The organism is Desulfosarcina sp., from assembly GCF_041551955.1.
Lineage (GTDB): Bacteria > Desulfobacterota > Desulfobacteria > Desulfobacterales > Desulfosarcinaceae > Desulfosarcina.
In genome coordinates, this window is the sequence record NZ_JBFELV010000122.1 from 1 (window position 1) to 12,368 (window position 12,368).

14 protein-coding genes are annotated in these 12,368 nt (G+C 57.3%); 2 read left to right on the plus strand and 12 right to left on the minus strand.

Annotation, left to right across the window (positions count from 1 at the left end; genetic code table 11):
• From ABYV26_RS11240 to ABYV26_RS11260, 5 genes are all read right to left on the minus strand, one after another.
• The coding region (locus tag ABYV26_RS11240; protein WP_372681027.1) for a Type 1 glutamine amidotransferase-like domain-containing protein at positions 1-642 on the minus strand (642 nt) is incomplete at its 3' end.
• Positions 635-1,375 carry an HAD family hydrolase gene (locus ABYV26_RS11245; protein WP_372681029.1) on the minus strand — a complete coding sequence of 247 codons (741 nt, stop codon included), beginning with the start codon at positions 1,373-1,375 and terminating at the stop codon, positions 635-637. The genes ABYV26_RS11245 and ABYV26_RS11240, both read right to left, overlap by 8 nt.
• Positions 1,344-1,826: a hypothetical protein gene (locus ABYV26_RS11250; protein ID WP_372681031.1), complete on the minus strand. Its 483-nt coding sequence runs from the start codon at positions 1,824-1,826 to the stop codon at positions 1,344-1,346. Before ABYV26_RS11250 ends, ABYV26_RS11245 begins: the two co-directional genes overlap by 32 nt.
• 187 nt (positions 1,827-2,013) lie before the next feature.
• Positions 2,014-3,075: a hypothetical protein gene (locus ABYV26_RS11255; RefSeq protein ID WP_372681033.1), complete on the minus strand. Its 1,062-nt coding sequence runs from the start codon at positions 3,073-3,075 to the stop codon at positions 2,014-2,016.
• An 18-nt stretch (positions 3,076-3,093) separates the two neighbouring features.
• The gene (locus ABYV26_RS11260; protein WP_372681035.1) at positions 3,094-5,109 is read right to left on the minus strand and encodes a putative DNA modification/repair radical SAM protein; all 2,016 of its coding nucleotides are present in this window, start codon (positions 5,107-5,109) and stop codon (positions 3,094-3,096) included.
• Positions 5,110-5,324: 215 nt separating this feature from the next.
• On the opposite strand from ABYV26_RS11260, the gene ABYV26_RS11265 reads away from it, so the two are divergent.
• Positions 5,325-5,846, plus strand: a complete 522-nt coding sequence (locus ABYV26_RS11265; protein ID WP_372681037.1) for a hypothetical protein — start codon at positions 5,325-5,327, stop codon at positions 5,844-5,846.
• Positions 5,847-5,856: 10 nt separating this feature from the next.
• Here the strand turns inward: ABYV26_RS11265 and ABYV26_RS11270 are convergent, their stop codons facing one another.
• A complete protein-coding gene (locus ABYV26_RS11270) occupies positions 5,857-6,582 on the minus strand; it encodes a succinate dehydrogenase iron-sulfur subunit (RefSeq protein ID WP_372681039.1) in 726 nt (241 codons plus the stop codon).
• Positions 6,583-6,598: 16 nt separating this feature from the next.
• Positions 6,599-8,335 (minus strand): succinate dehydrogenase flavoprotein subunit, encoded by a 1,737-nt coding sequence (gene sdhA / locus ABYV26_RS11275; protein ID WP_372681041.1) that lies wholly within the window; start codon positions 8,333-8,335, stop codon positions 6,599-6,601.
• Positions 8,336-8,768: 433 nt separating this feature from the next.
• On the opposite strand from sdhA, the gene ABYV26_RS11280 reads away from it, so the two are divergent.
• On the plus strand, positions 8,769-9,170 hold the full coding sequence (locus ABYV26_RS11280) for an SRPBCC family protein (RefSeq protein WP_372681043.1): 402 nt from the start codon (positions 8,769-8,771) through the stop codon (positions 9,168-9,170).
• A gap of 55 nt (positions 9,171-9,225) precedes the next feature.
• Here the strand turns inward: ABYV26_RS11280 and ABYV26_RS11285 are convergent, their stop codons facing one another.
• The 5 genes from ABYV26_RS11285 to ABYV26_RS11305 all read right to left on the minus strand — a co-directional run bounded on the left by ABYV26_RS11285 (position 9,226) and on the right by ABYV26_RS11305 (position 12,296).
• Positions 9,226-9,594, minus strand: a complete 369-nt coding sequence (locus ABYV26_RS11285; RefSeq protein ID WP_372681045.1) for a DUF423 domain-containing protein — start codon at positions 9,592-9,594, stop codon at positions 9,226-9,228.
• An 11-nt stretch (positions 9,595-9,605) separates the two neighbouring features.
• On the minus strand, positions 9,606-10,403 hold the full coding sequence (locus ABYV26_RS11290) for a methylenetetrahydrofolate reductase (protein ID WP_372681047.1): 798 nt from the start codon (positions 10,401-10,403) through the stop codon (positions 9,606-9,608).
• Between the two features lie 132 nt (positions 10,404-10,535).
• The gene (locus tag ABYV26_RS11295) at positions 10,536-11,108 is read right to left on the minus strand and encodes a hypothetical protein (RefSeq protein WP_372681049.1); all 573 of its coding nucleotides are present in this window, start codon (positions 11,106-11,108) and stop codon (positions 10,536-10,538) included.
• Between the two features lie 99 nt (positions 11,109-11,207).
• Entirely contained in the window at positions 11,208-11,852 is a 645-nt protein-coding gene (locus tag ABYV26_RS11300) for a hypothetical protein (RefSeq protein ID WP_372681051.1), read from the minus strand.
• A gap of 78 nt (positions 11,853-11,930) precedes the next feature.
• Positions 11,931-12,296, minus strand: a complete 366-nt coding sequence (locus tag ABYV26_RS11305; protein ID WP_372681053.1) for a hypothetical protein — start codon at positions 12,294-12,296, stop codon at positions 11,931-11,933.
• Between the last annotated feature and the right edge of the window lie 72 nt (positions 12,297-12,368).

Consider the following 12,368-nt stretch of genomic DNA (forward strand, 5'->3'; position numbering starts at 1 on the left):
GCCAAGGGTCAGGGCACCGGTTTCCTCATCGATTCCCACCAGCACGCTGTCAGGCAGTGCTTTTTTTAATACGGGCAGCCAGCGTCGGCCAGCGGTCTCGTGATGGGGGATGACACAGGTGCGGGAGAGCAGACCAAGGCCGGGGTTGACCGCACTCCCGGTCGGATCGAAAAAATCGCTGCCTAGCACCATTGCCCCGGCGCTGCTTCCGGCGATCACCGCGCCGGATCCATGGGCCTTCAGCACGGCCTGCCAACTGCGGCTGCCCCGCAGGCTGTGGGCCAGGTAGGCGGGAAATCCGCCCAGCAGATAGATCAGCCGGGCCTCGAGCAGGCGGCAGGCAATAGCGGGATCATCGGCCGTGGCGCGATCGACCAGTGGCAGGCTCTCGACCTGTACTGCACCCAAGCTTTTAAACCAGCGCACCGCGTTCCGCCCGGCCCACTCTGCATTGTGGTCCGGCGCGGCTGCAGCCGGTATGACCACCACCGGGGCGTGCGAACCGCCAGCTGCAGCCATGGCTGCCCGGTCGGGATCCGCCATCCGGCCGCCGAATTCCGCACCGCCTTCTATTAAGAGACGACCGGTCATCATTTTGTTGATCCCCTGTTGGGTCAGATAGGTGCCTTTCGCTTCATCCATGGTCATCCGGAGGTTTTTCCGCATGAGGGAACCGATCAACCGGAGAATCTTGCTTCAATAAATATTCCAACTCCCGATCGAGCCGCTGGGCATCCTTGAAGAGGAGGCCGTGAATGCCCAGTGATCGTGCAGCCGTCACGTGCCCCACAGTATCGTCGATAAAGGCGGCATGGGCCGGGCGCACCCCCAGGCGATCGAGGGTGGCATGGTACACCGCTGGATCGGGTTTGACCCGGCCTTCGTCACCGGAACAATAAACCACGTCGAAAAGATCCCGGATACCCCACTCGCTCAGCCATTGATCCAGGCCCATCGGATGATTGGAAAGCACCGCCAAGTGGCAGGTGCCGTGAAGCCGCCGGATCAGTCGCAGGACATCCGGGTTGACGGATTCGTCACTGTAATAGCGGCGCTGAAAGGCGTCGATCTGCCATTGCCGGGTCAGACCCAGCGACGGGCCGATGGCACGCCAGAAGCCTCGCATGGTCAGCCGACCGACCAGGGCGTCCTGCCAGGCCGGGCCGTCGAACATGATCCGGTTGATGTTGCCCTTAACGATCCCCAAATCCCGTTCGTATGCGCGAAAGCAAGCCGTCGGACGCGGGGTCGAAATAACCAGCCCGAAATCGAATATCATCGCTTTGATCATCGCGGCATGTTCCCTGTGTTTCTGGATGGCCTGTCTGAGCGCCCGAAAGGCATCAGTGTATACGCTGCCAGTTGAGATCATCATGGCTGATGCGAATCGTCCCTCGGTCATCGATAAAGCGGCCATCGGCATCCACGGGAAAACCGATCACGTCAATCGGTGCCATACGGCTCATCCCATGGGCCTGGCGCGCTACGCGGGCTATCATGGAATCCAGCGGTCCGCCCCAGGTTGCCAGCGCAAAGTGGGTGTGCGGGAAGCGTTTCAGCACACGGCGCAGCTTCTGCGAACCGACGCTGCCGGCTTCGGCCCAGAATTGGATATCGTCCGGACCGTTCTGAACCAGATCGGGCTTGTACCGGTAACCGATGGGCACTTCCACCTGCAGCCGGTTATATGTCGGTAGGTAGAGGGCCCACAGCAGTGCTTTCATCACCACATGGCGAAGGCTTTCGACCGACTTCTTCACCATAACCACCTTCCGGCTGCCGGCGCGGAAGGTGTATTTGCCTTTGAGCAACAAATCGCTGTCCATAGGAATCGGTTCCCGTAAATCAACCGCCCGACCAGCATGCCAGCTGCTGGTTCAATGACTGAAGATAACGCGGCCTGACCATTTTTCCACCGCATGGTCCATTTTTTACGTGACGCCTAAAAGGTGAGGTGCCGAAGCCCATGTTATCCGACTGCCCAGCATGCCTGCGTTGGCTGGACCACTCAAGTTATTCCGGCACTTTTTTTCGACGCAGGTAATGCTGCACGATCTCACGGGCCGTTGTCGTGGACGCCCGACGAATTGGCGGGTACAGCCGGTGGCAGTCCACCATGGAGAGGCGGGCCGTCACCGCACCCACTTCCAATTCATCACGGGTATGCGGATAAGGTTCGTCGGTCTCAATAATCTCGTCCTTGGCGATCAGCTTGCTGTAGACCAGTGCACGTGCCGCGAGAAGATCTTCCTCCTGAAATCGGCGCTGCGGGTGAAAGCGGTAATGCAGGGTCAGCAGGTCTCCGGGGCCATACAGGTGGCCACGATAGCCCATGGATCGCACGGCATCGGCCATGAGAAAATGCACGCGAAGGCGGTATCCGGCCGGCAGCCGCCGCCTGAGCTCGTGCCGCAGGGGAAAATGGATCTGCCCGGCCTCGATATAGGTGTGGCCGTGCGCTGTGATCACGTCGGCCATGGCCGACGCCCGCATCCAGTCCCGCAGGGTAAACCGATCTGCATCAGAACGGGCGAATCGTTTGACCGCCTCGACGGTGGCTTCGAAAGTGCCACTGGTCGACACCGCGTAAAAGTCGATTAGGGCGGCGGTGGCCTCCCGTTCGGCCATGTATACCCTGTGCTGCGCCGTGCCCACCGACAAATCGGATGGCTCCTCTCCGTCGGCGAATCGCTCGTGAATGGCCAGCAGATGGTCGATAAATGGCTCAATCTGGTAGAGCCGGGTACCGACCCGGTGACGTTTGCGCAGGACTTCGGCCATGCGACGGCTGAATTCTGGGTACTCCAGGTCCTGGGTCTCGAGGTAGGCGTCGATGGGCACCTGCCCGTTGAGCATGGGCAGAAACTGGGGGTCGGGCGGCTCCTCTAGAATCACCGCATCGTGGCGGGCCATCAGCCGCTGCGCCGCCGGAATCGTTTCCGGGCGGTGGTTGGCAAGCACGAGGGTGGCTATAGAGGTCATGGCTTGTATCCGTTCCGACTGAGTCAGCGGCCGACGCTCCCCATGTCCCAGAGAATTGTCGACGTCACCGGCGTGGCCATGGCTGGGAGCCACCTGCAGTCCGGGTTGATTCTATCGGCCATGGGTCTGGCGCAGACTCAGGGGCTGCTTTTCCGTCAGATACTGCCAATACCGGCGCGGCAGCTTGCTCAGGTGCAGCCTGGGATTGTTGCGCGCCGGCACGTTGGCGGCCGCATAATAATTCTGCCACAAGGTTTGGCAAAGCTGTTCATGATCGTTTCGACAGGAGGCCGTCAGGGCGGCGACATCCATCTGCAGCGCCTGCGTGCGGCGGCCGTCATAGGCGAGCCCGTAGCTTCTTCGCGTGTCGTAAATAATCCAGCGCTGGTCGGCAAAACGCGATTCGAAATGTCGACGAACCAGCGGCAACACATCGTAGCGGGGGGCCACCAGGGCCAAGTAGCCATCTTCGCCGGTCTGTTCGAACCGAATCAAGCCCTTCATGCGATGCGCCTCGAGGCGGACCTGACGACTGAGTTTATCGATGTGGATGAAGGTCGACAGATGGGTCGTTCCGGTTCGGCCGCCGCGGGTGGCGATGGCATCTGCAACCAGCCGGTAGATCATGGTTTCAACCCCGGCGTGGCCCGACAGGAAAGCGTCGAGCAACTTGCGGCGGCGCTTGGCGCCCAAATGTCTCTTCAGCCCCTTCCAGACTCGATCAGCAATGTCCGGGTCCGTGTCGATGGTAACCGGTTGTTCAAACAGCTCCCTCTGGCCGTGGCCACAAGGTTCGATGGCGTCCGGCGGCACCTTGTCTGTATAAGCCTTGAAAAGGGCGCTGAGCAGTCCCTCGAAGCTGCCGTCGGTTTCAAATACCCGGCGCCTTACGCTGCTTGAGGGAAAATTGATATTTCCTGGCGGTGAGGCAACGGCTGCGGTATCCAGGGGTATTCCCGTAGTAGTCACCGCCCATTGCCCTACCGGCATGCCGTCGCAGCGGATGTATGGCCGGGCCCGGGAGACGATTGCGCCCAGCTGCCGCAGATGCGCCAATCGTATACGTCCTTTTTTTCGCAGGTGAACGATGCGATTGGCCGACTTCAGCCCGATGCCCGGCACCCTGAGAATCATTTCACGGTCGGCGGTGTTGATGTCGACCGGAAACCGTTCCGGATGCCTCAGGGCGAAGGCCTGTTTGGGGTCGATCGTCAGATCGAGCCAGGGTGAGGCGCTGTCGATCACCTCGTCGATGGAAAAGCCATACAGCCGCATCAGCCAATCGGCCTGGTAGAGTCGGTTCTCGCGCCGCAGCGGCGGTTCAACCAGATCCGGCAATGGCTTGCGTGACCCACCCACCGGCACGTAAGCCGAATAATAGACCCGCTTGAGGGTTTGCTGCCGGTAGAGCCCATCGGCCAGGTTCAGTATCTCATAGTCGGACTCCGGACTGGCGCCGACGATCAACTGGGTGCTCTGTCCGGCGGGCGCAAAGGCGGGCACATGCCGCAGGCGTTTGCGGTCCGCCCGTGTCTCGGCGATCGTTTCACGAATCACCCCCATGGGGGTCAGCACGGAGGCGTAGGTTTTGTCCTGTGCCAGGCGCATCAAGCTGGCTTCGGAGGGCAATTCGATATTGACGCTCAGCCGGTCGGCATGCTGCCCGGCCTGTTGAATCAATCGCCGGCTGGCGAATGGGACGCACTTTAAGTGGATGTATCCGTTGAACCCCTGACCACGAAGCATCCGCACGGTTCGAACCAGCCGCTCCATGGTGTCGTCGGGGCTGCGTATGACCCCCGAACTCAAAAAGAGGCCCTCGATGTAATTGCGCCGATAGAAGTCGATGGTCAAAGAGACGATCTCGCGCGTCGTGAAAGCCGCCCGGGGGATATCGTTGCTGCAGCGGTTGACGCAATAGGCGCAATCATAGATGCACACATTGGTCAGAAGGATTTTCAGCAGCGACACACATCGACCGTCTTCGGTGTAGGTGTGGCAGATGCCCGAGGGCGCGCTGTTGCCCAACCGCCGGCCACTGTTCTTCCTGCGGCTGCCGCTGGATGCACAGGAGACATCGTATTTGGCCGCATCGGCCAGTATGGTCAGCTTGTCTTCAATGTCCATGCAAAACACCCCTTGGGGTCATCTGAAGCCGATCACGATAACAGCTGCCCGTGTGAGCCAATTGATGCATGGCGACAGGGTTTGCATCCTTCTGGCGTTTCGGTTCGAAACGATAGTGGATGGTGACCGCCTCTTGAAAATAAGTGAATACTTCGTATACTAATGGTTCCCAGTCGTCGATGGCTGCCGTCAACTTAACCGGAAGGGAGGTCGATATGGTCGAACTGAAAACCCTCAAACCCGAAGCGGTTCCATCCGCACTCGATATGGCCAAACGCTATCGCATGCTCAATGAACCGGACGGGGCGGAAAGCATCTGCCTGGACATCCTGGTGGTCGCCCCCGACAATCAGGAGGCCTTGATCGTCCTTTTGCTGGCATTGACCGACAAGTTCTTAGAAAGCGGGCTCAACCCCTCATTTGAGCAGGCCCGTGACATCGTGGCCCGGCTGGACAGCGCCTACTGCAAATCCTATTATACCGGGATTGTATTCGAGCGGCGGGCCAAATTTCATTTCAATCAGGGCGGCCCGGGTTCAGGAACCGTGGCTTATGATTGGTTCGTCAAAGCCATGAACGCCTATGGAGAAGCACTGGCCGGCTGCGACCCGCACAACCAGGATGCCGTCTTGCGCTGGAACGCGTGTGCCCGTTTCATCAACAGCCACCCCGAGGCCAAAGGGGATGATGCCGATCATCCCGAAATGCTGCTGGACTCTTTCGATACACCCCACTGAGACGCCGGATTTACGTCTCTGCCTGCTTCTCCTTGTGTTTCTCGATCAGACGTTTGGTCTGGTTGATTCGCTTGGTGATCAGAATGGAGCGCGGACAGGACTGCGTACATTTGAAATGGTTCTGGCAGGGCCACACGCCATCGGGTCGATCCAGCACGGCCAGGCGCGCCTCGAATCCACGATCACGCGTGTCGGCATTAAAACGGTAAGCCTGAGCGATGGCCGCCGGTCCGATAAAATCGGCATTTTCGTCCAGAACCGGACAGGCCGAGTAACACGAGGCGCAGAGGATGCAGTTGGTGGTGTCGTCAAATTGCATGCGTTCGTCTTGTGACTGTATGCGTTCTTTTTCCGCCACCGGTTCGTCGTTGATCAGAAACGGCTTGACCGACCGGTACTTCTTGAAAAATTCGGCCTGGTCAACGATCAGGTCGCGCTGAACCGGCAGGTACCTGAGCGGTTCCAGCGTGACGGTATCGCCCTCCTTTTGGGCCACCTCCTTGACCAGGGTCTTGCAGGCCAGGCCGTCCTTGCCGTTGATACGCATGGCATCCGACCCGCAGACGCCGTGGGCGCAGCTCTTGCGAAACCCCAGGCTGCCGTCCTGAAAGCGTTTGACCAGCATCAAGGCGTCCAGCAGCCGCTGGTTGGGACCCACCTCCACACTGAATTCCTGGAAGTAGGGGGCGTCGTCGACGTCGGGGTTGTAGCGCTGGATGTTAAGGATGATGTTCATTATCGCCTCCTTGGGATCAATAGGTACGCGGTTTGGGTTCCCATATGCTTGTGTCCACCGCTTTGTAGTCAAGCCTGACCGTATCCCCTTCCAGGTAGGCCAGGGAGTGCTTGAGCCAGTTGTCGTCGTCCCTTTCCGAAAAATCCTCCCGGCTGTGAGCCCCCCGGCTCTCCCGGCGATCGAGTGCCGCCGCGGCCGTCAGCAGGGACAGATCCAGCAGGTTGCCCAGCTCGATGATCTCCAGCAGGTCGGTGTTGAAAGGCTTGGCGGTGTCCTGGACGCGCACGGACCGGTAGCGCTGCCGCAGGGCCTTGATCTCATCCACGGCCGCCTGCATCTCCTTCTCGTTGCGATAAATCCCCACCTTTTCCATCATAATGGTCTGCATCTCGTCCGTGATGTGCCCACCGTGGGGTCCGGATGAGCCGTCGGTGAGGCGATCGATAAAGCCACGCGCCTGGTCGGCGGCGGTTGTGTCCGGCTGGGGCATGTCGGCCCGCTTCACATAGCCGCCGATGTGCTGACCGGCCCGCCGGCCGAACACGACCAGATCGAGCAGGCTGTTGGTCCCCAGACGGTTGGCCCCGTGCACGGAAACACATGCACATTCACCGGCCGCATAAAGGCCGTCGACGATGGTCCCGGCACTGTCCATGATCACGCGTCCATTTACATCCGTGGGGATGCCGCCCATGGCATAGTGCGCCGTGGGCAGCACCGGGATGGGCGTTTCGGCCGGATCGATACCCAGGTATGTCTTGCAGAAGCCGGTGATGTCGGGCAGTTTGCTGGACAGGACCGCCTTGCCCAGGTGCGTGGCGTCCAGATGAACGTAGTCGTCGATCTTGCGATCCCCGCGGATTCCCTGGCCGGCGCGGATCTCGGTCAGTATGGACCGGGCGACGATGTCCCGTGGGGCCAGATCCAGCAGTGTCGGTGAGTAGCGCTGCATGAAGCGCTCCCCGTCCCGATTGCGCAGGATACCGCCTTCGCCGCGCACCGCCTCGGAAATCAGGATGCCCAGCCCCATGATGCCGGTGGGGTGAAACTGGAAAAACTCCATGTCCTCTAAGGGAATCCCGCGCCGGGCGCATACCGCCGGGCCGTCACCGGTGTTGGCGTAGGCGTTGGAGGTGATCTTGAAAATGCGCCCGAACCCGCCGGTGGCGAACAGGACAGCCTTGGCGGCGAAGACATGCAACTCGCCGGTGGCCAGTTCCACGGCCACCACGCCCTGGGTGGTGGTCCCGTCCAGGAGCAGGTCCACGACCTGGAACTCGTCGAAAAAAGCCACCTCGTTTTTGATGCACTGCTGGTAGAGCGTCTGCAGAATCATGTGACCCGTTCGATCGGCCGCGTAGCAGGCCCGACGCACGGGGCCTTCGCCAAAATTGCGCGTGTGCCCGCCGAAGCGGCGCTGGTCGATGCGTCCCGCGGGGGTGCGGTTAAATGGCAGTCCTCGGTTTTCCAGATCGTAGACGGCCTGGACAGCCTCTTCGGTGAGTATTTTGGCCGCCTGCTGGTCAACCAGGTAGTCACCCCCCTTGACCGTGTCGAAGGCGTGCCATTCGGGCTTGTCCTCCTCCACATTGCCCAATGCGGCGCTGATGCCGCCCTGGGCGGCGCCGGTATGGCTGCGGATGGGATACAGCTTGGAAAGAACCGCGGTTTTGGATTGCTGGCTGGCTTCCAGTGCGGCATATAGACCGGCACCGCCGGAGCCGACAATCACCGTGTCGAATTGATGGATCACGGGCACCTCCCTGTGGTTGGCATCGTTTGTTGATTCATGTCGGGTTACCGTTGTTTGCCCGGGGACGCAAACGCCTAAACAAGAGGGTTTTTTCAACAGTATCCGTTGGTGTACTATGGCTAAGTTAAAACTGCCACCTTTCGAAGGCGTGCCGGCTCAGACAATCTCAGGGGCGCGCGAATAGAAGAAGAGCGTGCACGCAGCGATGAAATCAGTTTGACCCGTATGGCAGCGTCGGAACCCACCAGAGCGCGACACGAACTCCGGTATTAAACCAACTGTGAGGGGTTCAGACAAGCACTTTTTTATTGACCCGCGTCGAAATGGGCCCTACGTTGACCTCCAGCCTCGTCCAAGGTGGTTTCCACAGCAATAAAAAACGGGGTATTGAAGCAGTATGTCACCATTCGGCTCACACTTGCAACGGTTTGCCATGAACCCACCACTTGGCTTTTCCAGACAACTCGACGCACCGGCCAACCGCGTGTGGCGTCTGATTACGGATACGCGAACCTGGCCCGTGTGGGGACCTTCCATTCGGGGGGTCGACTGCCAGCACCGTTATATCCGTGCTGGCTCGAATGGTCGCATATTAACCGCCTTAGGCGTCTGGATGCCGTTCGTCGTCGGCATCGTTGAACCCGAATCCTATTGGGACTGGCGCGTGGCAGGAGTGGCGGCCACCGGCCACCGGGTAGAACCCCTTGGACCGAATCGATGCCGGCTGACCTTCACCGTGCCGGGCTGGGCATTCGGATACGGCTTGGTTTGCCGGCTGGCGCTAATGCGCATTGACCGGTTGCTGATGCAGGTCAGAAAGCAGCATGTGTCATAGATCCGATTATATTCGCCCGCGTCATTGACCCACCAGCGCGATTGATATCCTTTTCTCACCCTCTCCACACCGCCAACGCCAAACACACCCAGCCCACCAGAAATGCGACACCCCCAAGCGGCGTAATCGCACCCAACCATCTCAGCCCACTCAAGCTCATCAGGTAAAGGCTGCCAGAAAAGAGGAGAATGCCGGCGACGAAAAACCATGCGCCGCAGGTGCCAAGCGCAGAAGGCCACTTTGCCTGCACCCAAGCCGCTGCGATCAGCGCAAAGGCGTGATACATCTGATAGCGCACCCCCACTTCAAAGACCAACAGCATCTCGGTGTTTAAGCGGCTCTTCAGGCTGTGGGCACCGAATGCACCCGCGGCAACCCCCGCAAAGGCAAACAAGGCGCCGAGCGTAAAAAAAACACGTTCCATTTACCGCTTCCCTATTTTCGATTCATTTTTGAAAGCCTTGGCAAAATGTCCTGCCAGTTCTGTTTGAAACCAAGCATTGACAGGTAGACACAGCTCTCAGGGTAGAATTTATGGAGCGTTTTGAGATTGTCGACAGGATCGAATGGCTCCGCATGTTCATCTTTTTCTTTACCGACGCTTTTGTAAAAAAGATCGATGTTTTTTGACATCCAGGCTTCAATGACAAGGGGGACGCCAAGCATTTCGATTTGGGAAACACTTTCATTTTTTCCAACAATCGGTTGGGTAACCACAAACCTTGCACCGGCAGACAGCTTCTGCTTCAACCGGTTGGTCTCAACTGGCATCGGTTTGAAGGGATTGAAAGCCGCACCAGTAACGAATTGATCCGGGTATGTGTCGTTGATATAGCGGATCAAATCGATAGAGGTGGCAACGCTGAATTGGCCATTGATGCTTTTTGGATCCAACGTCGGCAACAGTGGTCCACCGTCTCCCCTGACAACAAGCATATATTTCAAATCCGCTGAAGCTGCTTTTTCCAAAAGACCGTCAAGTTCCTTTTTGGTGTGGAATGTGTTTAAATTAACAACGACTTTATCACGAAGAAAGGAAAGATTTCGCAATTCGATGCTTTCCAGGGCCCCCAACCTTGGCTGCCCCATTGGGTTGTCTGGTATGGATAAGCCGCATCCCGACTCGATAATCTGGTTATACCGCAGGGCAAATCGGTCCAGGTTGCCGTCGATGTTGTCTTCATCAGATCGTTTCGGTGAGAGTAACTCGACAATGTAAGGGAAATTAAACATATCTCGTCCTCCAACGAAACCGGTTAAGTGTTAAAATCTGGCTCAACATGCTCATTTATCACACATTAACTTCGCTTTTTCGCCAAATCTCGTCTTGTCTTGCCTGCGCCCATGACGTTTTTCACCACCCTGTTAGACCGTGTTGCGCCTGGGTTTGTTATCGCCGGTGGTCCGTGCCCTGCCAAAAAGCGCCGCGGCAACACCGCATTGCCAAAATAGAAAACCAATCAAATAGAAAAATTCACTGGCCAGGCTTGACCGTGGCTGCACGAGGGCCATGCCGATGATACCGCCGCCGATGAAACCGACGAAAAGTGCGGTCAGAAGGGAAGAAATACTGATCCTCAAAGGCACGAGATAACGGCTCGCGGCAACAAGCAAGAGCACACCGAAACTTCCTGATATGCCACATGACAGCACCGCCAATTGATGGACCAACGGTAAGACTTGGAATCCAACCGTCACCGCCACATACCATGCAGCTACACTGAAGATCAGCAAGCCCATGCATCGCAGAACGCGGTAATTGACGTTTTTGACGCGTGGCACGAGAACGAAAACGCCGAAAAACACCCCGGGAAGAATAAAAAAGGTATCATCCGACAGGTTAAACCAGGTGGACAACAGATGCGGCAATGAAACGGAGAGGTAAGACAGCAAGCCTGAAATGCATGACAAAATGAACAACCGCATTGAAATCTTCACATTCGATATCCCTGAAAAATAAAAAGTGTCTTTTCAGCACTGCCGTTTAGGGCAGAACATCCCCCCCAGCGGTCTGATGGCGCGAAGCAGATATCCGGTTCACCGGGGCCGCGGCGAGGATTCGGTTTCGTATTGGTGCCGTAGGCGCGAAACCGTATCCTTTTCCCAACGGGCGGTGTACGTTAAAAATGATGTCATACCGCCTCCGATGGGAAGATTAACCCACAGAAATGCGCCGAAAAAATCGAAGTAAGCGGTGTGAGTGACTTTGGTGTATGATTGGAAAGGTTCCATCCGTATCGACCCATAATGAAACCGATGCCCGCATTCCCGAGGGTTTTCCAACTGGAAAACCAAGCGGTGTTCATCAGGGAATAGGGTCGTACGCCATCTGAACGTTTCGTTTGGTGCGTTCGAATAGCTGTTTTCGGTAATGGTAACATTGCCTTTTTCAAGGACAAGCCGATGTTCTCTGATATATCTGTTGCTAAGGAGAAAATCGCCACCAAAATCAGTCTTGAACCTCCAGAAAGCATCCACCGGAACCGGCACCAGGTAAATCAGTTTGAACGCCTCTCCACCTCTTTTTTCTGGTTTGATTCTGTATACAATTTGTTGTTCGCTGAGCAGTTCCGCATCATCGGGTTCAGCGTTGGCAGGATGAATAGGCATACCAACGAAGCCATTCAAAAAAATGAAGGAAAGGGTGCATAGTAAAAGTCTCGAAACGATCTTGATACCCATTGGCCATTTATCCAGACAGCCTCAACAGCTCAAATGATTGAATGAAAGGTCATGATAGCAATTTCTCACTGTAATGGACTATGTTGCCGGCCCAATGTAACGGACGGCAATACCGAAGCGCTGCTCCGTCGTCGCCTCAAGCATCTCACAGCGCTTGACTTCACCAAACACTTGCGTCTTCAGTTCCTGGCATGCTTCTAAAGCCTCACGACCCCCGGAACAATACGCAGGTGCGAAGCCAAGGTCGATAGGATCATTGCATCCGTAACTGCGTATGACGACAATCGTACCCGGTGCCAATGACTGCTGTGCCTCGAAGTACATGCCGAAACGACTGTAATTCCTTGCGATCGCCTCATTCTGAGTTGGGTGGTTAAAGAAATGATAGGTAACTGCCGTGTCTTTCACACAGCGCGGGTGTTGTCTTTTTTTCCGTTCAATCATGCTATTTTTTTACCTTCCAACGTGTGCCGGTAAACGATCATTGGGGTCCTGCATGAAAAGGCGAGGCAAGGC